The 21,127-nt window shown below is 67.1% G+C and carries 20 protein-coding genes and 1 riboswitch; of the genes, 15 read left to right on the forward strand and 5 right to left on the reverse strand.

What is annotated here, in order from left to right; all coding sequences use genetic code 11:
• Nucleotides 1–93: 93 nt before the first annotated feature.
• From ACWPKK_RS05355 to ACWPKK_RS05370, 4 genes are read left to right on the forward strand one after another with little or no spacing between them, the layout of a single operon-like run.
• Nucleotides 94–555, forward strand: a complete 462-nt coding sequence (locus tag ACWPKK_RS05355; protein ID WP_452001537.1) for a cupin domain-containing protein — start codon at nucleotides 94–96, stop codon at nucleotides 553–555.
• Between the two features lie 11 nt (nucleotides 556–566).
• The gene (cobU, locus tag ACWPKK_RS05360; protein ID WP_452001539.1) at nucleotides 567–1,091 is read left to right on the forward strand and encodes a bifunctional adenosylcobinamide kinase/adenosylcobinamide-phosphate guanylyltransferase; all 525 of its coding nucleotides are present in this window, start codon (nucleotides 567–569) and stop codon (nucleotides 1,089–1,091) included.
• A complete protein-coding gene (gene cobO, locus ACWPKK_RS05365) occupies nucleotides 1,088–1,711 on the forward strand; it encodes a cob(I)yrinic acid a,c-diamide adenosyltransferase (RefSeq protein WP_452001540.1) in 624 nt (207 codons plus the stop codon). The genes cobU and cobO overlap by 4 nt, the downstream gene beginning before the upstream one ends.
• Before the next feature lie 3 nt (nucleotides 1,712–1,714).
• On the forward strand, nucleotides 1,715–3,178 hold the full coding sequence (locus tag ACWPKK_RS05370) for a cobyric acid synthase (protein ID WP_452001542.1): 1,464 nt from the start codon (nucleotides 1,715–1,717) through the stop codon (nucleotides 3,176–3,178).
• A gap of 143 nt (nucleotides 3,179–3,321) precedes the next feature.
• On the opposite strand, the gene ispH is transcribed toward ACWPKK_RS05370, so the two are convergent.
• Entirely contained in the window at nucleotides 3,322–4,299 is a 978-nt protein-coding gene (ispH, locus tag ACWPKK_RS05375; RefSeq protein WP_452001544.1) for a 4-hydroxy-3-methylbut-2-enyl diphosphate reductase, read from the reverse strand.
• Between the two features lie 213 nt (nucleotides 4,300–4,512).
• Here ispH and ACWPKK_RS05380 point away from each other — a divergent pair, with 213 nt between their 5' ends.
• The 5 genes from ACWPKK_RS05380 to gcvPB all read left to right on the forward strand — a co-directional run bounded on the left by ACWPKK_RS05380 (nucleotide 4,513) and on the right by gcvPB (nucleotide 9,990).
• Nucleotides 4,513–5,049, forward strand: coding sequence for a hypothetical protein (locus ACWPKK_RS05380; protein WP_324871427.1), 537 nt, complete (start codon nucleotides 4,513–4,515; stop codon nucleotides 5,047–5,049).
• Between the two features lie 191 nt (nucleotides 5,050–5,240).
• Nucleotides 5,241–5,356: riboswitch (glycine riboswitch) on the forward strand.
• Between the two features lie 169 nt (nucleotides 5,357–5,525).
• A complete protein-coding gene (gcvT, locus tag ACWPKK_RS05385; RefSeq protein ID WP_452001546.1) occupies nucleotides 5,526–6,638 on the forward strand; it encodes a glycine cleavage system aminomethyltransferase GcvT in 1,113 nt (370 codons plus the stop codon).
• Between the two features lie 52 nt (nucleotides 6,639–6,690).
• Nucleotides 6,691–7,065 carry a glycine cleavage system protein GcvH gene (gene gcvH / locus ACWPKK_RS05390; RefSeq protein ID WP_452001548.1) on the forward strand — a complete coding sequence of 125 codons (375 nt, stop codon included), beginning with the start codon at nucleotides 6,691–6,693 and terminating at the stop codon, nucleotides 7,063–7,065.
• Between the two features lies 1 nt (nucleotide 7,066).
• Entirely contained in the window at nucleotides 7,067–8,422 is a 1,356-nt protein-coding gene (gene gcvPA / locus ACWPKK_RS05395; protein WP_452001550.1) for an aminomethyl-transferring glycine dehydrogenase subunit GcvPA, read from the forward strand.
• Entirely contained in the window at nucleotides 8,419–9,990 is a 1,572-nt protein-coding gene (gcvPB, locus tag ACWPKK_RS05400; protein ID WP_452001552.1) for an aminomethyl-transferring glycine dehydrogenase subunit GcvPB, read from the forward strand. Before gcvPA ends, gcvPB begins: the two co-directional genes overlap by 4 nt.
• 148 nt (nucleotides 9,991–10,138) lie before the next feature.
• On the opposite strand, the gene ACWPKK_RS05405 is transcribed toward gcvPB, so the two are convergent.
• A complete protein-coding gene (locus ACWPKK_RS05405) occupies nucleotides 10,139–10,354 on the reverse strand; it encodes a hypothetical protein (protein ID WP_452001554.1) in 216 nt (71 codons plus the stop codon).
• A gap of 188 nt (nucleotides 10,355–10,542) precedes the next feature.
• Between ACWPKK_RS05405 and ACWPKK_RS05410 the strand changes: the two genes are divergently transcribed.
• The 3 genes from ACWPKK_RS05410 to ACWPKK_RS05420 all read left to right on the forward strand — a co-directional run bounded on the left by ACWPKK_RS05410 (nucleotide 10,543) and on the right by ACWPKK_RS05420 (nucleotide 14,854).
• Nucleotides 10,543–13,188, forward strand: coding sequence for a glycosyltransferase (locus tag ACWPKK_RS05410; protein ID WP_452001556.1), 2,646 nt, complete (start codon nucleotides 10,543–10,545; stop codon nucleotides 13,186–13,188).
• Nucleotides 13,189–13,385: 197 nt separating this feature from the next.
• Nucleotides 13,386–14,468, forward strand: a complete 1,083-nt coding sequence (locus ACWPKK_RS05415) for a phosphotransferase family protein (RefSeq protein ID WP_452001557.1) — start codon at nucleotides 13,386–13,388, stop codon at nucleotides 14,466–14,468.
• Nucleotides 14,468–14,854 carry a DUF6285 domain-containing protein gene (locus ACWPKK_RS05420; protein WP_324871435.1) on the forward strand — a complete coding sequence of 129 codons (387 nt, stop codon included), beginning with the start codon at nucleotides 14,468–14,470 and terminating at the stop codon, nucleotides 14,852–14,854. The genes ACWPKK_RS05415 and ACWPKK_RS05420 overlap by 1 nt, the downstream gene beginning before the upstream one ends.
• Before the next feature lie 9 nt (nucleotides 14,855–14,863).
• On the opposite strand, the gene ACWPKK_RS05425 is transcribed toward ACWPKK_RS05420, so the two are convergent.
• Nucleotides 14,864–15,205 (reverse strand): helix-turn-helix domain-containing protein, encoded by a 342-nt coding sequence (locus tag ACWPKK_RS05425; RefSeq protein WP_452001558.1) that lies wholly within the window; start codon nucleotides 15,203–15,205, stop codon nucleotides 14,864–14,866.
• Complete coding sequence (locus ACWPKK_RS05430) at nucleotides 15,175–15,558, reverse strand: type II toxin-antitoxin system RelE/ParE family toxin (protein WP_452001560.1); 384 nt, start codon at nucleotides 15,556–15,558, stop codon at nucleotides 15,175–15,177. The genes ACWPKK_RS05425 and ACWPKK_RS05430 overlap by 31 nt, the downstream gene beginning before the upstream one ends.
• Nucleotides 15,559–15,785: 227 nt before the next feature.
• Between ACWPKK_RS05430 and uvrB the strand changes: the two genes are divergently transcribed.
• From uvrB to ACWPKK_RS05445, 3 genes are all read left to right on the forward strand, one after another.
• Entirely contained in the window at nucleotides 15,786–17,927 is a 2,142-nt protein-coding gene (gene uvrB, locus ACWPKK_RS05435; RefSeq protein WP_452001562.1) for an excinuclease ABC subunit UvrB, read from the forward strand.
• A gap of 114 nt (nucleotides 17,928–18,041) precedes the next feature.
• Nucleotides 18,042–18,941, forward strand: coding sequence for a lytic transglycosylase domain-containing protein (locus ACWPKK_RS05440; RefSeq protein ID WP_452001563.1), 900 nt, complete (start codon nucleotides 18,042–18,044; stop codon nucleotides 18,939–18,941).
• Nucleotides 18,942–18,973: 32 nt separating this feature from the next.
• On the forward strand, nucleotides 18,974–19,837 hold the full coding sequence (locus ACWPKK_RS05445; protein WP_452001565.1) for an alpha/beta fold hydrolase: 864 nt from the start codon (nucleotides 18,974–18,976) through the stop codon (nucleotides 19,835–19,837).
• Nucleotides 19,838–19,864: 27 nt separating this feature from the next.
• Here the strand turns inward: ACWPKK_RS05445 and ACWPKK_RS05450 are convergent, their stop codons facing one another.
• Nucleotides 19,865–21,037, reverse strand: a complete 1,173-nt coding sequence (locus ACWPKK_RS05450) for an alpha/beta hydrolase (protein ID WP_452001567.1) — start codon at nucleotides 21,035–21,037, stop codon at nucleotides 19,865–19,867.
• Nucleotides 21,038–21,127 lie beyond the last annotated feature (90 nt).

Here is a 21,127-nt window from a genome sequence, read left to right on the forward strand (position 1 = left end):
GCAACCCTGTTCCGGAAGGGGACTTGCGCCGTTTGACGCAGCCCACCCGGTTTGCGACAGTCCGGTCCCGCAAAGCCAAACCGGAGACCGCCCGTGCCGAAACCGCCGGTCATCGATCCAGCCGCCCTGTCCGCCGAAACCGGCGCCACCGACTATCCGCAGCCCTTCCGGGCGCAGGTGGCCGGACGGCATCGGGTTGCGCTCGGCGATCCGCTGGGGCTCACCAATTTCGGCGTCAACCTGACCCGGCTGGCCCCAGGCGCGTCATCGTCTCTGCGCCATTGGCACAGCCGGCAGGACGAGTTCGTCTATGTGGTGGAGGGCGAGCTGACCCTGGTCACCGACGCGGGCGAGACGCTGCTGACCGCCGGTATGTGCGCCGGCTTCCCGCACGGTGTCGCCGATGGTCACCGCCTGATCAACCGCAGCAGCCGGCCGGCCAGCTACCTGGAGGTCGGCGACCGCAGTGGCGGCGACGAGATCGATTATTCCGACGAGGACATGGTCTGGCGCGACGGCGCCTATCACCACCGCGACGGGACGCCCTGGAAATGAAGGCTGGGGACATGACGGCTGACCTGACGCTGGTGCTGGGCGGCGCCCGCTCCGGCAAGAGCCGCTATGCCGAGGGGCTGGTGACGGCGCTGGGCGGGCCGCGCGTCTACATCGCCACCTCGCAAATCTGGGACGCGGAGATGGCGGAGCGGGTGGCCAAGCATCGCGACGACCGCGGCCCCGATTGGACGACGGTGGAGGAGCCACGGGACCTGACAGGCGCGTTGCGCCGCCATGCCGCCGCCGGCACCGGCGTGCTGGTCGATTGCCTGACCCTGTGGCTGACCAATCTGATGATGGCGGAGGCCGACATCGCGGCAGAGACCGGCGCGCTGGTGGAACTGCTGCCGACGCTGCCGGGCCGGGTGGTCCTGGTTTCCAACGAGGTCGGGCTCGGCATCGTGCCCGACAATGCGCTGGCGCGCCGCTTCCGCGACCATGCCGGCCGCCTGCACCAATCCATCGCGGCCCTGGCGCCGCGCGTCGTGCTGACCGTCGCCGGTCTGCCGATGTTCGTGAAGGGAATTCCCGCATGACCGACAGCACGGCTGATGCCGAGGAACTCAACCGCCGCCATGCGGAGAAGATGAAGCGGCGCAAGGCGCTGCAGGAGCGGGCGCTCGCGTCCAAGACGGTGGAGAAGGGCCTGCTGATGGTCCACACCGGCAAGGGCAAGGGCAAGTCTACCGCCGCCTTCGGCCTGATGATGCGGGCCGTCGGCCATGGCATGCGCGTGGGCATGGTGCAGTTCGTCAAGGGCGCCTGGTCCACCGGCGAGACGGTGGCGCTGGAGCGTTTCGAGGATCTGGTCGATTTCCACACGATGGGCGAGGGCTTCACCTGGGACACCCAGGACCGCGCCCGCGATATCGCCGCCGCCGAGGCCGCCTGGGCCAAGGCGAAGGAACTGATGGCCGACTCGCGCTATCGCCTGATCGTTCTGGACGAGTTGAACATCGTGCTGCGCATGGACTACTTGGCCCTGGACGAGGTGCTGGCGACGCTGGCCGCCCGCCGGCCGGACCTGCATGTCTGCATCACCGGCCGCAACGCCAAGCCGGAACTGATCGCCGCCGCCGACCTCGTCACCGAGATGACGCTGGTGAAGCACCCGTTCGAGGCCGGGGTGAAGGCCCAGGCCGGCATCGAGTTCTGAACCATGCCGTCACGCGCGATCATGCTGCAGGGCACCGGCTCCGACGTCGGCAAGTCGCTGCTGGTGGCAGGGCTGTGCCGGGCGCTGGTGCGGCGCGGGCTGACCGTCCGGCCGTTCAAGCCGCAGAACATGTCCAACAACGCCGCGGTGACGGCGGACGGCGGCGAGATCGGCCGCGCCCAGGCGCTGCAGGCACGGGCCTGCGGCGTGGCGCCCAGCGTTCATATGAACCCGGTTCTGCTGAAGCCGCAGTCGGACATCGGCAGTCAGGTGGTGGTGCGCGGCGTGGTGGTCGGCACCGCACGCGCCGCCGACTATCAGGCGCGCAAGCGCGAACTGCTGGGCACCGTGCTGGACAGCTTCGAGCGGCTGCGGGCCGAAGCCGACATCGTGGTGGTGGAGGGCGCCGGCAGCCCGGCCGAGGTCAATCTGCGGGCCGGCGACATCGCCAACATGGGCTTCGCCACCGCCGCCGACGTGCCGGTCCTGCTGGTCGGCGACATCGACCGCGGCGGCGTGATCGCCAGTCTGGTGGGCACCCACGCACTTCTACCAAAATCTGAACAGGATCGGATCAAGGGCTTTCTCATCAACAAGTTCCGCGGCGATGTTCGCCTGTTCGATGAAGGCCTGCGGATCATCGAGAGTCACACCGGCTGGCGCGGATTCGGCGTGGTACCCTGGCTGCCGGAGGCGGCGACCCTGCCGGCGGAGGATGCCGTGGCGCTTGACCGGCCGCGTGCGGCGGGTGGCGGGGCGCTGCGCGTGGCCGTGCCGATGCTGTCTCGCATTGCCAATTTCGACGACTTCGATCCGCTTGCGCAGGAGCCCGGCGTCGCCCTGACCATGGTGCGTCCGGGCCAGCCGCTGCCGGGCGATGCCGATCTGGTGATCCTGCCCGGCACCAAGGCGACCATCGCCGACCTCGCATTCCTGCGGGCGCAGGGCTGGGACATCGACCTGATGGCCCACTGGCGGCGCGGCGGCCGCGTGCTCGGGATCTGCGGGGGCTATCAGATGCTGGGACGGCGGATCGCCGATCCCGACGGCATAGAAGGCCCGCCGGGCGAGGCCGCGGGGCTTGGCCTGCTGGATGTCGAGACGGTGCTGAAAGGCCCGAAAGTCCTGGAGGAAGCGCAGGGGCGTGAGCGTCGCACCGGCGCGGCGGTGGCGGGTTACGAGATGCACATGGGCCGGACCGATGGACCGGACCGGGCACGGCCGATGCTGGAGCTTGCGGGCGGGATGACGGACGGCGCGGAGTCGGCGGATGGACGGGTCGCCGGCTGCTACCTGCACGGGCTGTTCGCTGCGGACGGCTTCCGGGCGGCCTATCTGCGCGGGATGGGAGGCGGGTCGGAGTTGAGCTACGGGGTGGCCGTGGAGCGGGCGCTGGATGCGGTCGCCGATCGGCTGGAGAGCGTGGTGGATGTGGACGGGCTGTTGGCGGTGGCGGAGGGGGCTTGAGGGGATAGTTACGGGCGCCCCCTCCCTAACCCTCCCCCGCCTGCGGCGGGAGAGGGAACTCCGCCGTTCTCGCGCTTAACTCCCTCTCCCGCGAAGCGGGGGAGGGATGGGGAGGGGGCAACGGCCAAAATGGTACCTCTCCCTCAAACCGTCTCCCGCTCCACCGATAACGCGCGCGGCAGTTTGAAGACGATGTTCTCGGTCGCCGTACGCAGCTCTTCCACCGTCACGTCGAATCGTGCGCGGGCGGCCTCGATGACCTCCTCCACCAGCACTTCCGGGGCCGACGCGCCGGCGGTGATGCCGAGCCGGGCGACGCCGGCCAGTGCGCTCCAATCGATCTCGGCGGCGCGCTGGACCAGCTGGGCGGCTGGGCAGCCGTGGATCTTCGCCACCTCCACCAGACGCTTGGAGTTCGACGAGTTCGGCGCACCGAGAACCAGCAGCGCGTCCACCTTCGGCGCGATGGCCTTCACCGCCGCCTGACGGTTGGTGGTGGCATAGCAGATGTCCTCCTTCTTCGGTCCGGCGATGGCGGGGAAACGGGCCTGGAGCGCGGTCAGAATCTCCGTCGTCTCGTCGACCGACAGCGTGGTCTGGGTGGCATAGGCGAGGTTCTCCGGATCCTGGACCTCCAGCGTGGCGACATCGGCCACGCTCTCCACCAGCACGACGGCTCCCTCCGGCAACTGGCCCATGGTGCCGATCACCTCCGGATGCCCGGCATGGCCGATCAGGACGATCTGACGGCCGTCCTCGAAATGGCGTTCGGCCTCGCGGTGGACCTTGCTGACCAGCGGGCAGGTGGCGTCGAGGTAGAACAGCCCGCGTGCCTCCGCCGCCTGCGGCACCGATTTCGGCACGCCATGGGCGGAGAACACCACCGGGCGGCCGTCCGGCACCTCGGTCAGTTCGTCGACGAAGATGGCGCCTTTGGCTTCCAGGCTTTCGACCACGAATCGGTTGTGGACGATCTCGTGCCGGACATAGACCGGCGCCCCGAAGCGGTCCAATGCCGTCTCGACGATCTGGATCGCCCGGTCCACGCCGGCGCAAAAGCCGCGGGGAGCCGCCAGCAGGATCGTCAAGGGCTGGATGGTCGGGGAATTGGTGGTGGTCATATGTGCTGTTCCGCCCTTGCGTAGAAGACGTGCCCTAAGGTGGTCCTGTGCCGAACCGTCGCAAGGGATAGAACCGCCGCGCGGTCTTGTGCCGGTCAAGCTGGGACACTAAAGTCGCGGTCCAACAACCCGTTAACCGATCAGGCCGAACCGATGGACCGCCGCGACCGTAAACTAGGAACCCCCGCCCGGAAAAGCCCGCTGGCGTCCCTGATGCGTAAGAGCCGCCCTGCGCTGCTCGCCGCCGGGACTATCGCGGTGCTGTCCGGCTGTTCCGGCCTGGGACCGAACGACCCGGCGGACGCGGCGCTGGCCTGCCCCAAGGTCAACATCGTCCGCGACCTGCAGGAGGTGACGGTCTTCCGCCCCGGCGGCAAGGATCTGACCGATCTGGAGTCGCGCGCCGCCCTGGTCGATTACACCGGCAACTGCGAATACACCAGTGCCGGCGTCACGGTGAACGTGAACGTCTTCCTGGTGGCCGAACGCGGCCCGGCGCTGCCGGGCAACACCGCCAAATATCAGTATTTCGTGGCGCTGGCCCAGCCGGACGACACGCTGGTGTCCAAGGCCTATTTCGATACCGACGTGACCTTCGTCACCGGCCAGCCGCGCGCCGGCACGCGGGAGGAGCTGGCTCCGCGGATCCCGCTGCCCAAGGATGCCAACGCCAAGGACTGGAAGATCTATCTCGGCTTCCAGCTGACGCCGGAGCAGCTGGAGTTCAACCGGACGCAGATGAAGAAGTAAGGCGGATCGTTAGCACGCATCGTTGGCCGTCATTCCCATGAAGGCGGGAATCCATTAGTATCAAGGACTTGGTCCGAAAGTCTGGATCCCCGCCTTCGCGGGGATGACGGTCCGCAAATGTCCGGCAATCTCGCCGGATCCGTCGATTGACAAACTTGTCTATTCGCGACAGTGTGCCGCCATCACGCCGATGATCCCTCGCGGGAGAGATCGCCCGTCGAACCGCCGGAAACGGACAGGTTTGCGGGCGGCGCCGAAGGAGCAACCGCCCCCGGAAACTCTCAGGCAAAAGGACCGCAAGGGGATAAGGCAACTCTGGAAAGCAGCCTCGGCGCTCACCCGCCGCGACTCACCGAAGGAGTAAACCGGGTGTCCGGCTCGACCGGACGGCGGTGAATCTCTCAGGTCCAAGACAGAGGGGGCAGCTTCCTGCATCGATCCCGGTGCGGGCGCTGAAACCTTGTCGGAGGACCCGCGTGACCGAGGCCGGAACCGCTCTCAAGACCACCCCGCTGCACGCGCTCCATGTCGAGCTTGGCGCCCGCATGGTGCCCTTTGCCGGCTATGACATGCCGGTGCAGTATCCGCTGGGCATCCTGAAGGAGCACCAGCACACCCGCGAGAAGGCCGGGCTGTTCGACGTGTCCCACATGGGGCAGGTCCGCCTGACCGGCGACGATCCCGCCGCCGCCCTGGAAACGCTGGTTCCCGGCGACATCAAGGGGCTGGCGCAGGGCCGCATGCGCTACACGCTGTTCCTGAACGAGCAGGGCGGCATCCTCGACGACCTGATGGTGACCAATGCCGGCGACCACCTGTTCCTAGTGGTGAATGCCGCCTGCAAGGAGCAGGACGTCGCCCACCTGCGCGAGAAGCTGGCCGGCAAGGCCGAGGTCGAGCTGCTGGACGATCTGGCGCTGATGGCGCTCCAGGGTCCGATGGCGGCCGAAGTGATGGCCCGCTTCGTGCCCGAAGCCGCCACCATGAAGTTCATGAGCTACCTGTCCGCCACCTTCAAGGGCGTGCCGGTGATCCTGACCCGCTCCGGCTACACCGGCGAGGACGGCTACGAGATCTCCTGCGACAAGGCCGATGCGGAGATGATCGCCCGCGCGCTGCTCTCCGAATCGGAGGTCGAGGCGATCGGGCTCGGCGCCCGCGATTCGCTGCGGCTGGAGGCCGGGCTCTGCCTGTACGGCCACGACATCGACACCACCACGACGCCGGTCGAAGGCGCGCTGGAATGGACGCTTCCGAAGCGCCGCCGGGCCGAGGGCGGTTTCCCCGGCTACGACATCATTCATCGGCAACTGACCGAGGGCGCCACGCGCCGCCGTGTCGGCATCCAGCCGGAAGGCCGCCAGCCGGCCCGCGAGCACACGGAAATCCAGGACGCCAACGGCACCCTTATCGGCGAGATCACCAGCGGCGGCTTCGGTCCGACCGCAGGCGCGCCGGTCGCAATGGGCTATGTCGACATCGCGAACTCCGCTGTTGGCACGCCGCTGACGCTGGTCGTGCGTGGCAAGCCGCTGCCGGCCCGCGTCGCCGCAACGCCCTTCGTGCCGCAACGCTATTACCGGGGCTGACGCCTCGGCATTCCCAACCACAAGCAACCGTATTGGACAGGGGCTCCTTCAGATGACCAAGAAATTCACCAAGGACCACGAGTGGGTTCTCGTCGAGGGCGACGTCGCCACCGTCGGCGTCTCCGACTTCGCGCAGAGCCAGCTGGGTGACGTGGTGTTCGTCGAACTGCCCGAGGCCGGCCGCGAGCTGGAGCAGGGCAAGGAAGCCGCCGTCGTCGAATCGGTGAAGGCCGCCAGCGACGTGTACGCCCCGGTGTCGGGCACCGTCATCGAGGCCAACCAAGCCCTGGTGGACGACCCGTCGATGGTCAACAGCGCCGCCGAGACCGACGGCTGGTTCTTCAAGATCCGGTTGAAGAGCTCCTCCGAACTGGACGCCCTGATGGACGAAGCGGCCTACAAGGCCTTCCTGGAGGAATCCCACTAACATGCGCTATCTGCCCCTGACCGAGGCCGACCGGCAGTCGATGCTGGAGGCCATCCGCGCAACATCGGTCGAAGACCTGTTCCGCGACGTTCCAAAGGCGGCCCGTCTGGCCGGCCCGATCGGGGGCTTGCCCAACCACATGGGCGAGCTTGAGGTCGAGCGGCTGCTGGGTTCCATGGCGGCCAAGAATGTGCCGGCCGGGTCGGTGCCCAGCTTCCTCGGCGCCGGCGCCTACCGCCACCACGTTCCCGCCACCGTCGACCATCTGGTCCAGCGCGGCGAGTTCCTGACCGCCTACACGCCGTACCAGCCGGAGGTGAGCCAGGGCACGCTGCAGGTCCTGTTCGAATTCCAGACGCAGGTCGCCCTGCTGACCGGCATGGACGTGGCCAACGCCTCGATGTATGACGGCGCCACCTCCTGCGCCGAGGCGGTGATGATGGCCAACCGCGTCACCCGGCGGAAGAAGGCGATCCTGTCCGGCGGCCTGCACCCGCATTATCGCGACGTGACCACCACCGACGCCCGCTTCATCGGGTTCGAAGCGGTGGCTCTGCCGGCCGCCCCGACCGGCGGCGAGGATCTGCTGGCGCTGGTCGACGACAAGACTGCCTGCGTCGTCGTGCAGAACCCCGACGTGTTCGGCCATGTCCGCGACTACACCGATCTGGCCGCCGCCTGCCAAGCCAAGGGCGCGCTGCTGATCGTCGTGGTGACGGAGGCTCTGTCGCTCGGCCTGCTGACCCCGCCGGGCGACATGGGCGCCGACATCGTTGCGGCGGAAGGCCAATCCTTCGGCAACGCCCTGAATTTCGGCGGCCCCTATGTCGGGCTGTTCGCGGTGAAGGACAAATATGTCCGCCAGATGCCGGGCCGCCTGTGCGGTGAGACGGTGGATGCCGATGGCCGCCGCGGCTTCGTGCTGACGCTCTCCACCCGCGAGCAGCACATCCGCCGCGAGAAGGCGACCTCGAACATCTGCACCAATTCCGGCCTGTGCGCGCTGGCCTTCTCGATCCATGTCAGCCTGCTGGGCGAGGCCGGCATCACGCAGCTGGCCCAGCTGAACCACGCCAAGGCGGTTCAGGTGGCCGACAAGCTGGCCGCGGTTCCGGGTGTCCAGGTGCTGAACGACGGCTTCTTCAACGAGTTCACCGTCAAGCTGCCGAAGCCGGCCGCCGCGGTGGTCGAGGAGCTGGCCAAGCGCCGCATCCTGGGCGGCGTGCCGCTGTCGCGCCTCTATCCGGGCGAGATGGCCCAGGGAATGGAGAATCTGCTGCTGGTCGCCGTCACCGAGACCAACACCGACGCCGACATGGACGCCTTCGTGGCTGCCTTGACCGAGGTACTGGCATGAGCATGAACAACCAGGGCCGTCCCTCGGCCATTCCCGCGAACTCCGGTGCATTCGATGGCGTGACCGGCACCGTCACCGGCAACCGCGGCCTGCAGATCGAAGAGCCGCTGATCTTCGAACAGGACAGCGCGGGCCGCACCGGCGTCGACCTGCCGGACGTGCCGAAGGTTGCCTCCCGCCTGGGTGCGGTGAAGCCGCGCGCCAAGGTGGGGCTGCCCGGCCTTGCCGAGCCGCAGGTGGTTCGCCACTACACCCGCCTGTCGCAGAAGAACTACGCCATCGACAGCGGGTTCTATCCGCTGGGCTCCTGCACGATGAAGCACAACCCGCGCCTGAACGAGAAGATGGCGCGGCTTCCGGGCTTCTCGGACGTGCATCCGATGCAGCCGGTCAGCACGGTGCAGGGTGCGCTGGAGCTGATGGACCAGCTGGCTTATTGGCTCAAGACGCTGACCGGCATGGCCGCCGTGACGCTGGCGCCCGCCGCCGGTGCCCATGGCGAGATGTGCGGCATCATGGCGATCCGCGCCGCGCATGAGGCGAACGGCGACAGCGGCCGCACCAAGATCCTGGTGCCGGAAAGCGCCCACGGCACCAACCCGGCGACCGCCGCCGCCTGCGGCTACAGCGTCGACGCCATTCCGGCGACCGCCGATGGGCGCGTCGATCTGGAGGCGCTGAAGGCCAAGCTCGGTCCCGACGTGGCCGGCCTGATGCTGACCAACCCCAACACCTGCGGCCTGTTCGAACGCGACATCATCGCCATCGCCGACGCGGTGCACGAGGCGGGCGGCTATTTCTACTGCGACGGCGCCAACTTCAACGCCATCGTCGGGCGGGTGCGTCCGGCCGACCTCGGCATCGACGTCATGCACATCAACCTGCACAAGACCTTCTCCACCCCGCATGGCGGCGGCGGTCCGGGGTCGGGGCCGGTGGTGTTCGCGGAGTCGCTGGCGCCCTACATCCCGGTGCCTTACGTGACGCACGGAGCGGATGGCTTCGCGCTGGTGGAGAATGCCGGCGACGGCCCGGCCTTCGGCCGCATGAAGGCCTTCCACGGCCAGATGGGCATGTTCGTCCGCGCCCTGTCCTACATGCTCAGCCACGGTGCCGACGGGTTGTGGCAGGCGTCGGGCGACGCGGTGCTGAACGCCAACTACGTCATGGCGCGGCTGGAGGACGTGATGACGGCCTCCTTCGACGGGCCGTGCATGCACGAGTGCCTGTTCGACGACCGCTTCCTGAAGGGGGCGGGTGTCACCACGCTCGACATGGCGAAGGCGCTGATCGACGAGGGCTTCCACCCGATGACCATGTATTTCCCGCTGGTCGTCCACGGCGCCCTGCTGATCGAGCCAACCGAGACGGAAAGCAAGGCCAGCCTGGACCAGTTCGTCGACGCGCTCCGTGCGCTGGCCGAGCGGGCGAAGTCGGGCGACGTGGCTTATTTCCAGGCTGCTCCGCGTCTGACGCCGCGCCGTCGCCTGGACGAGACCGCGGCTGCCCGCAAGCCGGTGCTGCGCTGGACCCCGCCGGTCGTGGCGGAGGCCCTGGCGGCGGAGTAAGCGGTTGCGGCGGTTGCCCCCTCCCTAACCCTCCCCCACCTGCGGTGGGAGAGGGGACTGCCGCCGCTTCGGCACTTTAGTCACGCAGGCAAAGCTCCTACCCCCTCTCCCGCGGAACGCGGGGGAGGGATGGGGAGGGGGCAAAACCTCACTTGTCGGTCTTGTCCACGTACTTGTCGGCCTGCTTCTGCTCCTCGGCGGCCTCGCGGGCCATTTCCTCGCCGATCTTGGGGTCGATGCTCTTGGCCTCCTCGATCAGGTCGCGCGCCTTGCGGGCGTCGCCGTCGGCGGCCTTGTCCAGGGCCTGCTCGGCAAGATCATGGGCCTTCTTGTGTTCGGGGCTGTCTTCGTGGCGGGTTGCCATGGGGATTTCTCCTGAACTGGGCTGTGTCTATACGGGACGTTGTCCAACAGGTGCCGTCCGGCCAAGTTCCGGTTGCCGCAGCGCACAAAATTTTTTCGAAGAGCATGGAATAGGGAAGTCGGTCAGCCCGTTTGTGCGGATGTCCGGTGGCGAACGGCCACCCTGCAACAGGGCATCGCGAACTCCCCATGAGCAACCCGAAGAACCCGATCCGGCGCGCAGCCATCGCCGCCGCTCTGCTGGCCGTGACCGCCGGCCACGCGTCCTTCTGGTCCTGGCGCAATGCGCCGACGCCGGTGGAGGCGGAGCCCGGTCGTATCGAATCCGTGTCCTACTCGCCTTCGGGCCGCAGCTACGATCCCAACGACCAGCCGGTGGTGCCGCGCAAGGAGATCGAGAAGGACATGGCCGCCATCGTCGGATTCGCCGATGGCGTCCGTACCTACTCCACGCTGGGTTCGCAGGGCGAAGTCCCGGAGATCGCGGTGTCCAAGGGCCTGGACGTGACGCTCGGCATCTGGCTGAGCAAGGACAAGTCCCGGAACGAGCGCGAGATCCTGCACGGCATCGCTCTCGCCAAGGAATTCCGTGGCATCAAGCGCATCGTCGTCGGCAACGAGACGCTGCTGCGCGCCGAACTGACCGATGCCGAACTGGCCGCCTACATCAAGCGCGTGCGCGCCGCCGTCCCCGCCAACATCAAGGTCGGCACCGCCGACGTGTGGTCGGAGATGGTCAAGGCCAACGCCACGGTGAAGGCTTCCGATTTCATGGGCGTCCACGTGCTGCCCTATTGGGAAGGCGTGCCGGTTTCCGATGCGCTGACCTGGATCCGCGACCGGCTCGACACCGTGCGCAAGTCGCACCCCGGCAAGCCGCTGTTCGTGGGTGAGGTCGGCTGGCCGTCGGGCGGCGAGAACTTCCACGATGCCTACCCGACGCCGGAGGCGCAGGCCGCCGTCGTCCGCGGCTTTGCGGCGGAAGCCAATGCGCTGGGCCTGCACTACAACGTCGTCGAGGCCTTCGACGGCATCTGGAAGTCGACCATCGAAGGCTCGCCCGGCCCGACCTGGGGCGTGCTGGATGCCGACCGTCAGCCGAAATGGTCGATGACCGGTGCGGTCGCCGCCCCCTATGGCGAGCGGGTCGGTGCGGGCGTCGCCCTGGCCGTCGGTCTCGCGCTGTCCGCCTTCGCCGTGTTCCGCCGCCGGACCAATGCCGGCTTCGCACTGGCCGCCTCGATGGGCGCCAACATCATCGGTTTCGCCATCGGCTCGGCGGTCGCCGGTGCCTTCGCCGAGTATCTGACCTTCGGTGCGGTCACCACCTGGGGCTCCGCCTTCGCGCTGGGCACCCTGATGATGAGCGTCGCCTTCGCCGATCTGGTGGACGTCGCCCGCCGGCTGCTGACCGGCCGCGCCCCGGCCCTGCTGCCGCACGCCGTGCCTGCCGTCGATCACAAGCCGATGGTGTCCATCCATGTCGCCGCCTGCCGCGAACAGCCGGACGTGCTGAACGCCACGCTGGCTTCGCTGTCGCGGCTGGATTACCCGAACTACGAGGTCGTCGTCCTGATCAACAACACCGAGGAGGAGCATCTGGTCCGCCCGGTGGAGGAGATGTGCCAGGCGCTGGGGCGCAAGTTCAAGTTCCACTGGTACAAGAAGATCTCCGGCTTCAAGGCCGGCGCCCTGAACGCCGCGCTGAGGCATACCGATCCGGCAGCCGAGATCGTCGCCGTGCTGGACGCCGACTATACCGTGTCGCCCGACTGGCTGTCGAAGCTGGCTCCGACCTTCGCCGATCCGTCGGTCGGCATCGTCCAGGCCCCGCAGGAACACCGCGACGGCCACGAGACGGCGCTGAAGGCCGCCATGACCGCCGAGTATCGTCCCTTCTTCGACGTCGGCATGCAGGAGGGCGTGTCGTCCCAAGCCTTCATCTGCCACGGCACGATGATCATGCTGCGCCGGTCGGCGATGGATCAGGTCGGCGGCTGGTCGGAAGCCGGTATCTGCGAGGACACCGAACTGGGCCTGCGCATCCTGTCGGCCGGCTACCGCGCTGCCTACACCGACGAGCGGTTGGGCGCCGGTCTGGCTCCGGACAACTTCATGCAGTTCCGCAAGCAGCGTGACCGCTGGGTGTTCGGCTCGACCCAGATCGTCCGCGCGCATTGGAAGAAGTTCCTGCCGGGTGCGGCCGAGCTGAGCGCGCGACAGAAGCTCGGCTACGTCACCAACTGGATCCGCTGGTGGTCCGACGCCGTCGGCCTGTTCGCCGCCGCCGCCGCCGTGGTCTGGACCTTCGCCTCGCTGGTTCTGCCGCTGCACCTGCCGCCGGTTGCCGCCACTGCCGCCGTGCTGGGAGCCTTGGTCCTGCGTGCCGGTTCCAGCCTGCTGGCCTCGCGCTACGCCTCCGGCAACAGCTGGAAGGAGAGCCTGGGTGCCTGCGCCGTCGGCATGGCGCTGTCCACCACCGTCGCACTGGCCGTCGTCCGTGGCTTGGTCCGCAAGCAGGACGCGTTCCGGGTGACCGCCAAGGGCGGCAAGCGCACCGCCGGCCGCTTCTGCGCCAAGCCCGAGGCCTGGCTGTCCGCCGCCCTGGTCGCGGCTTCCGCCACCGCAGTGCTGGCCAACCCGCTGGGCACCCTGTCGCTGGAACTCTGGTCGATGCTGCTCGCCGCCATGGCCGTGCCGAACCTGATGGCGGTCGCCTTCGGCATCGGCGACATGCTGCCGGTCCGCGAAACCAAGCCGGCGCCGGTCCCCGCCACTCAGCAAGCCGTTCCGGCCGGCCAGGAGCAAGGGACGAACCAGCCGATCGCGGCGTAAGCCCTCTCCACCTTATGCAACAACGGCCCCTTTCCCGCCCGCCCGGCGGGGGAGGGGCCGACTTTTTTGGGGGTGGAACCGCTTTTCTCACCAAGGTGAAACTTGTCGGCAACACCGCTTCGTGCCTACCATCGGCCGCTGAAATCGACAAGGAGGCGCGAGCCAGCGCGCCTGGCAATCCTCGGAGGGAGAACGCCATGCATGTCGTTACCGCGTCCGACCAATCCCCGTCTTCGCTTCTGTCCGATGACAACCGTGTCCGTCTGGAACGCTGGCTGGCTACGCAGGCCGGCGCATCCCGCGTCACGGTGACGGAAGATGGACGGCTCGGCGGTGGTGCGATCTCGCTGAACCTCGCGGTGACTCTGGACTTCGACGGTGGGCCGCTGGCCGGGCGCCATGCCTGCGTGCTGCGGGCCGAAGGCGGTGGGCGCATCTCCGCCAGCATCGGCAAGCTGCGGGAGTTCGTGGTGATGCGCGCCGCCTCTGCGGCTGGAGTGCTGGCGCCGGAACCGCTCTTTGCCTGCGATGACCCCGCTATAGTGGGCCACGACTTCTACATCATGCGCCGGGCCGAAGGGCTGGGCGCCGGCCATGCGGTGACGCGGTCGGAGGCGGCGCAGCCGGAACTGGCGCGCGAGCTTGGCCGGCAGCTTGGACTTCTGCACCGGATCACGCCGGAAACCGAAGGGCTGGAGAGGTTGGGCGAGGCGCCGGACTGCCCGGCGCAGGAATCGCTGGCGCAATTCCGCCGCTGGTTCGGCGACCTGGGGCGCCGCGATCCGGTGATCGCCTGGGGGCTGCGCTGGATGGAGGTCAACGCGCCGCTGCCGGGTGCGGTGGTGCTGTGCCATCGCGATTTCCGCACCGGCAACTATCTGGTCAAGGACGGCGCATTGACCGCGATTCTGGATTGGGAATTCGCCGGATTCAGCGACCCCATGGAGGACCTTGGCTGGTTCTGCGCCCGGTCCTGGCGCTTCCGTCGGCCCGACCGCGAAGCCGGAGGCATCGCCGACCGGGCGGATTTCTACGCCGGATACGAAGAGACTTCCGGTCGCCGCGTCGATCCGGCGCGCGTCGCCTATTGGGAGACGGCGGCCTACCTTCGCTGGGCTGCCATCGCGGTGGAGCAAGGGCTTCGCCACAGTTCCGGCGCCGAGCCTTCGCTGGAGTTGGCGTTGACCGGGCGGATGTTGCCGGAGATCGAGATGGACATGCTGCGCCATATCCGCTCCATCGGCGGAACAGCGTCGGGCTTTGTGGAGAGGGTGGCCTGATGCGCGCCAATCCCGACGCCCGCGGCCTGCTGCAGATCGCCGCCTCCACCTTCCGGGCCGACGTGCTTCCCCATGTCGCCCCCGAAGCGCGTTACGCAGCGCTGATGGTCGCAAATGCACTGGAGATTGCCGAGCGCGAGTTGAAGGGGCTGGATACCGCCGGCCATTCGATGCTGGGAGCACTCGCCCTGCTTTATGGAGAGGATGCCGACGACGCGTTGTCCGGCGAGGACCTGCGCAAGCGGGTGGAAGCGCTGCAGCATCGCCTGTGCATCGAGATCGCCGCCGGCGACTTCGATCATGACGGCCAGGAGGTGCTGATGGACTCGCTGGAAGCCATCGTCCAGGCGCGGCTGGGAATTTCCAACCCGAAGGCGCTGGGGTAGGGGGTAGGTTCAGCGCTCAACCACCGTCACGTGGGCAGGTCGACCGGGCGGCTTCGGGCGCACGCTGATCTCCACGTCGCGGTCTAGCGCCAACAGGCCGCGAACCAGCCGCTCTATCGAGAAGCCTGAGAGTTTGCCGCGGGTGAGTGCGGATATCTTAGGCTGATCGAGGCCCATCCTCTCGGCTGCCTGCTTCTGCGTTAGGCCAAGCTCCTGAATGGCGAGAGCGATTTGACCAGCAAGCCTTGCCTTGGCCATTTCCTGTTCTGCGTCGGGCAGACCAAGGTCGGCGAAGACATTTCCGCTGCTCTCGGTAAGTGTCAGTTCGGTGTTGTCCTGGCGGCTTTCCATCGCGCATACAACTCCTCGGCCAGCTTGAGACGTTTGCGAATCAAGTCGATTTCGTGGGCTGGGGTAGCAATCCCCCGTTTGGACTTTTTCTGAAATGCATGCAGAACAATGACGGCGTCTTCGAAGCGGACGGTATAGACGGCGCGGTAAGTGTCGCCCCGGCGGTCTTCCACAACCTCAAGAACCGATGCGCCGGCAAAGCCCGTCAAAGGCTTCGCTGCCTCATGTTTGAGACCGATCTGCGCAAGATGAAGGGCATAGCCAACGGCTTGCTTCACCGGAATGGGAAAAGAGATCAGATCATCCTTGGCGCTTGATATCCATAATATGACCCGCTCATTCTCCTTTGGCACCGGTATACTCCGTAGCTGTGGAGTTAAATTTTTTGGTTATGTGGTTTGCGGAAACAGCCGGCGCTGAACAGTATTGGATACTTTTGCAAAACATGTGCTGAGGAGTTTATATGCTATTTTTGGCATTAGATCAATCGCTTCGCGTAACTCCTCTGGAACAGATGCCATTTCGCGCCATATAATCGGTTCCCGTTCCGTACCCCCTCCCTGATCCGGATCGCCGCCCCATGGCAAGTCCCGTCCTGTCCGCCATTCCCGCCAAGCCGCTCGCGAAGCTGGAAGCCGGAAAGCAGTTCGTCATCGTGTCGGACTATACGCCTGCGGGCGACCAGCCGAACGCCATCGAGGAGCTGACCGGCGGCCTGCGGCAGGGCGAGAAGGATCAGGTGCTGCTGGGCGTCACCGGGTCGGGCAAGACCTTCACCATCGCGCATGTCATCCAGACGGTGCAGCGCCCGACGCTGATCCTGGCGCCGAACAAGACGCTGGCGGCGCAGCTGTATGGGGAGATGAAGTCCTTCTTCCCGAACAACGCGGTGGAATACTTCGTCTCTTACTACGACTATTACCAGCCGGAAGCCTACGTTCCCCGCACCGACACCTATATCGAGAAGGAATCCTCGATCAACGAGCAGATCGACCGCATGCGCCACTCGGCGACGCGGGCTTTGCTGGAACGGGACGACGTCATCATCGTCGCGTCGGTCTCCTGCATCTACGGTATCGGTTCGGTCGAAACCTATTCGGAGATGACGGTCGATCTGCGCAAGGGCGAGGTGATCGCCCAGCCCGAACTGCTGCGCAAACTGACCGAGCTTCAGTACAAGCGCAACGATGCCGCCTTCGGCCGCGGCCTGTTCCGCGTGCGCGGCGATACGGTGGAGCTGTTCCCGGCCCACATGGAAGACCGGGCGTGGCGCATCTCGCTGTTCGGCGACGAGATCGAGGGAATCCACGAGATCGACCCGCTGACCGGCGAGAAGCTGGCGGCGCTGGAAGCCGTCCGCGTCTATCCGAACAGCCACTACGTGACGCCGAAGCCGACGCTGAACCAGGCGATCAACCAGATCAAGAAGGACCTGAAGGACCGGCTGGAGGAGTTCGCCGCCGAGAGCAAGCTGCTGGAAGCGCAGCGGCTGGAGCAGCGCACCACCTTCGACATCGAGATGATGGCGGCCACCGGCTCCTGCGCCGGCATCGAGAACTATTCCCGCTACCTGACCGGCCGTGCGCCCGGCGAGCCGCCGCCGACACTGTTCGAATATCTGCCCGGCGACGCCCTGCTGATCGTCGACGAAAGCCACGTCATGGTGCCGCAGATCGGCGGCATGTACCGCGGCGACTTGGTGCGTAAATCGACGCTGTCCGATTACGGTTTCCGCCTGCCCAGCGCCAAGGACAACCGCCCGCTGAAGTTCGAGGAATGGGAGGGCATGCGGCCGCAGACCGTCTTCGTCTCGGCCACCCCCGGCCCGTGGGAACTGGAACGCACCGGCGGTGTATTCACCGAACAGCTGGTCCGCCCGACCGGCCTGATCGATCCGCCGGTGATCGTCCGCCCGACCGAGACCCAGGTCGACGACCTGATCGGCGAGTGCAAGGAGGTCGTCGCCAAGGGATACCGCGTGCTCGTCACCACCCTGACCAAGAAGATGGCGGAGGCGTTGACCGAGTACATGCACGAGGCAGGCCTGCGCGTGCGCTACATTCATTCCGACGTGGAAACGCTGGAGCGCATCGAGATCATCCGCGACCTGCGGCTGGGCGCGTATGACGTGCTTGTTGGCATCAACCTGCTGCGCGAGGGTTTGGACATCCCGGAATGCGCATTGGTGGCGATCCTGGACGCCGACAAGGAAGGCTACCTGCGCAGCAAGACCTCGCTGATCCAGACCATCGGCCGCGCGGCGCGCAACGTCGATGGGCGGGCGATCCTCTACGCCGACAAGATCACCGACAGCATGAAGTACGCCATCGACGAGACGGCACGCCGCCGCGAAAAGCAGATGGCCTACAATCTCGAACACGGCATCACGCCGGAATCCGTCAAGAAGGCGATCGGCGACATCCTGGAAAGCGTGTTCGAGCGCGGCGACCACGTGACGGTGAAGACCGGCCTGAACTCCAACGAGCTGGTCGGGCACAACCTGAAGAGCGTCATCGCCGACCTGGAAAAGCGCATGCGCGCCGCCGCGGCCGACCTGGAGTTCGAGGAGGCCGCCCGTCTGCGCGACGAACTGCGCCGGCTGGAAGCGATGGACCTTGGCCTGGAAACTCCCGGCAGCATCGGCATCAGCAGTGCCCGCCAGGGCCGCGGCATTCCCGAAGGCGCACCGAAGAAGCAGGGTCGTCGCCGTCGCGGGCCCTGATTTGACCAGTTGCGACCCGAACAAGGAGTTTTGGGCTGCCCTTGTCCCAAACAGGTTGCATCACCATACTCCCGCTTCCCGTATGATGACGCGGGTTCGCAGGAGGGTTTGGGTTTGCCGTTTCGTCGTGTCGTGATGGTCCCGCTGATGGCACTGGCGCTGTCTGGCGCCGGATTGGCATCGGTACCCATGGCCGCCGCGGCGGATGCCAAATCCTCGGGAAAGCCGGCGTCGGTCGCCGAATTGCCACCGCCGTTGCTCAAGACGAAATCCGGTGATTGCGAACTGGCTGAGCAGGGCGACGCCGATGCCGCGTTCCGGCTGGCCCGCCGCTACCTGTTCGGCAAGGGCGTGCGCAAGGACCGGCGGCTCGGCACCGCCTGGCTGCGCGCGGCAGCCTCGCGCGGGCATTCGGAAGCGCGCCGGCTGGTCAACTATGTTCCCGGCCGGATGGGGCGCATCCGCCCCTGGTGCCGCCCAGGTGCCGGCCCCGTGCGCGAAGTCGGACCGCCCCCGGCGGAGGTCGTGGCGCTGGTGAACTCCATCGCACCGAAATACGGCGTCGATCCGGCGCTGGTGCTGGCGGTCATCCAGGCCGAGAGCGCCTTCCGGACCGACGCGGTATCGCCGAAGGACGCTGCCGGGCTGATGCAGCTGATTCCGGACACCGCAGACCGGTTCGGCGTCGGCAACGTCTTCGATCCCAAGGAGAACATCACCGGCGGCGTGAAGTACCTGCGCTGGCTGCTGGCCTATTTCCAGGGTGACGTGACGCTGGCGCTGGCCGGCTACAATGCCGGCGAAGGTGCGGTGGACCGCTACAAGGGCGTCCCGCCCTATGAGGAAACGCGCAACTACGTTCGCATCATCCGGCGAAGTTACGACGCCATTCGCCACCCATTCGACGCTTCGGTGGCGTCGTCGTCGTCCGCACTCCCCGCCATCCGCGATGCAGCCGTGCGCGAGGTCGAGGTGGAGTTGCCACGCAGCGTCAAATCGCCGAAAAAGGGATAAGCCCCCTCACCGCTGAACAGGAGTGCTCGCCCGTGCCGATGTCCGAACGCAATGTCCTCGGCCTCAGCGCCGCTGGCTTCCACAAGGTCGCCTATACGCAGTGGGGGCGTGACGATGCCGCGCGGACTGCGATCTGCGTCCATGGGCTGACGCGCAATGGCCGCGATTTCGACCGGCTGGCGCTGGCATTGGCGGACAGGTGGCGGGTCGCCTGTCCGGATGTGGTCGGACGCGGGCGCAGCGACTGGCTGCCGGTGCCGGCGCTCTACGGCTATCCGCAATATTGCTCCGACATGGTGGCGCTGATCGCCCGCATGGGGGTGGAGACGGTCGACTGGGTCGGCACCTCGATGGGCGGGCTGATTGGCATGACGCTGGCGGCCCAAGCCAACAGCCCGATCCGCCGCATGGTCATCAACGATGTCGGCCCCTTCATCGCCCAAGCCGGCCTTCAGCGGATCGCCGACTATGTCGGCAAGGACCCTGTGTTCGAGGATCTGCAGGCGCTCGAATCCTACCTGCGCTTCGTCCTAATGGGGTTCGGCACCATCGGCGACGAATGCTGGCGCCATATGGCGGAGCACAGCGCTCGCCCGCTGCCCGACGGCCGCTTCCGCCTCGCCTACGATCCTGGTATCGGCGAAGCCTTCAAGACCGCGCCGGTCGGCGATGTCGATCTGTGGGCGCTGTGGGAGCGTGTGCGCTGTCCGGTGCTGGTCCTGCGCGGTGCGGACTCCGACCTGTTGAGCGCCGAGACGGCGGAACGGATGGCGGAGCGTGGTCCGGGGGCGGCAGGACTGGTGAGGGTGGTGGAAATCCCGAACACCGGCCATGCTCCGTCCCTGATGACGGACGACCAGATTGCGATCGTCCGCAATTTCCTGGCCCAGGACTGAGCGTTCAGGAGGGCAAGGGAGACGGCGTCAGTTCACCCGGCGAAGCACCGTGTCCAGCCGGCCGCGGCCGTCCTTGTCCAGCCAGGTGGCGGAGACCCGGCCGTCCGGCCGCAGGCGATAGCGCAGCATGTTGCGGCCCTTCTCGTCGAAGACCAGTTCGCCATTCTCGATCCGGCCCTTGCGGCGCACCCGCTCGAAAGGCTGGTCGGCCTCCATGCCCGCACCCAGCAGATAGTCGGCATAGACAGCGTCGCCTTCGGCCTTCTCGACCGACAGAGCGACCTCGCGGCCATTGATGTAGCTGCCGTACCACATGCCCATGAAGGGGCGCAGGGCGGCTGTGGTATCGACGTCGCTCTTGGCAGAGCCGGAGGCATTGGCGGGCAGGGCGGCCTGCAGGAGCTCGGCGCTCGGGCTGCGGCCCCAGGATTCGTCGCAGGGTGGATCGTTCGGGGCCGGCGGCGCCTCGGCGAAGCGGACGATGCAGGCGCCGAATCGGCGGACGAACAAACCGGTATTGGCGGCGCCATGGCCGGGCAGCAGCGACGGCTGGTCGACGATCAGGCTGCTCAGACCACGCTGTGCCAGGATGTTGCGCGCCGGCTCCGCGCGTCCGCCCGGATCGAAATCGTCGCCGTGGAAGAAGAACATCATCACCCGAGCCCGGCGGACCTCTCGCAGGATCGGCCAGAGTTGGGCGGCGTTCTCGCGGTAACTGTCATAGGCTTCGGTGAAGTTGCCGAAGGCAGCCGGCGCGGTGGCGATGACGGAGTCGATCGCGTTGGTCTGGCCCGCCGCGATCAGCGAGATGAAAGCGCCGAAAGACTGCCCGGTCAGCGCGACGCGGCGATAGCCCTTGGTCTTCAACATGTCCGAATAGCCGGCTAGCGCACGGGCGCTGTTGGGCAGAGTATCGCTGACGCGCATGCGGTCAAGCCGGAAGACGTCCCACCCGGCGTCGCGCAGCGTCTTCATATAGAGCGGGGTAGGGGCCTCGGAGTCCTCCGAATCCACAGACCGGCCATGGCTCCACACCACTGCACCGCGTGCCCTGGCCGGCCCGGACAGCGAGTCCTCGCCATAGGCGGGCTTCAGAACGATCTGGGCCGCCGCCGGGCGGACCTCCGTCAGGCCCCCCACGATGCCCAATCCGACCATCGCGATCAGTCCGAGAACAGCCCCCCGAATCGTCCGCATCATCCCCACCGATCCCTCTTACTGCGAGTCGGTCTAGGATTGGCCCCGGTGGTTAACGCGTCCTTTCCGGCATTCCGTACGCCCACCGGAAGC

Source organism: Azospirillum largimobile, assembly GCF_977007025.2.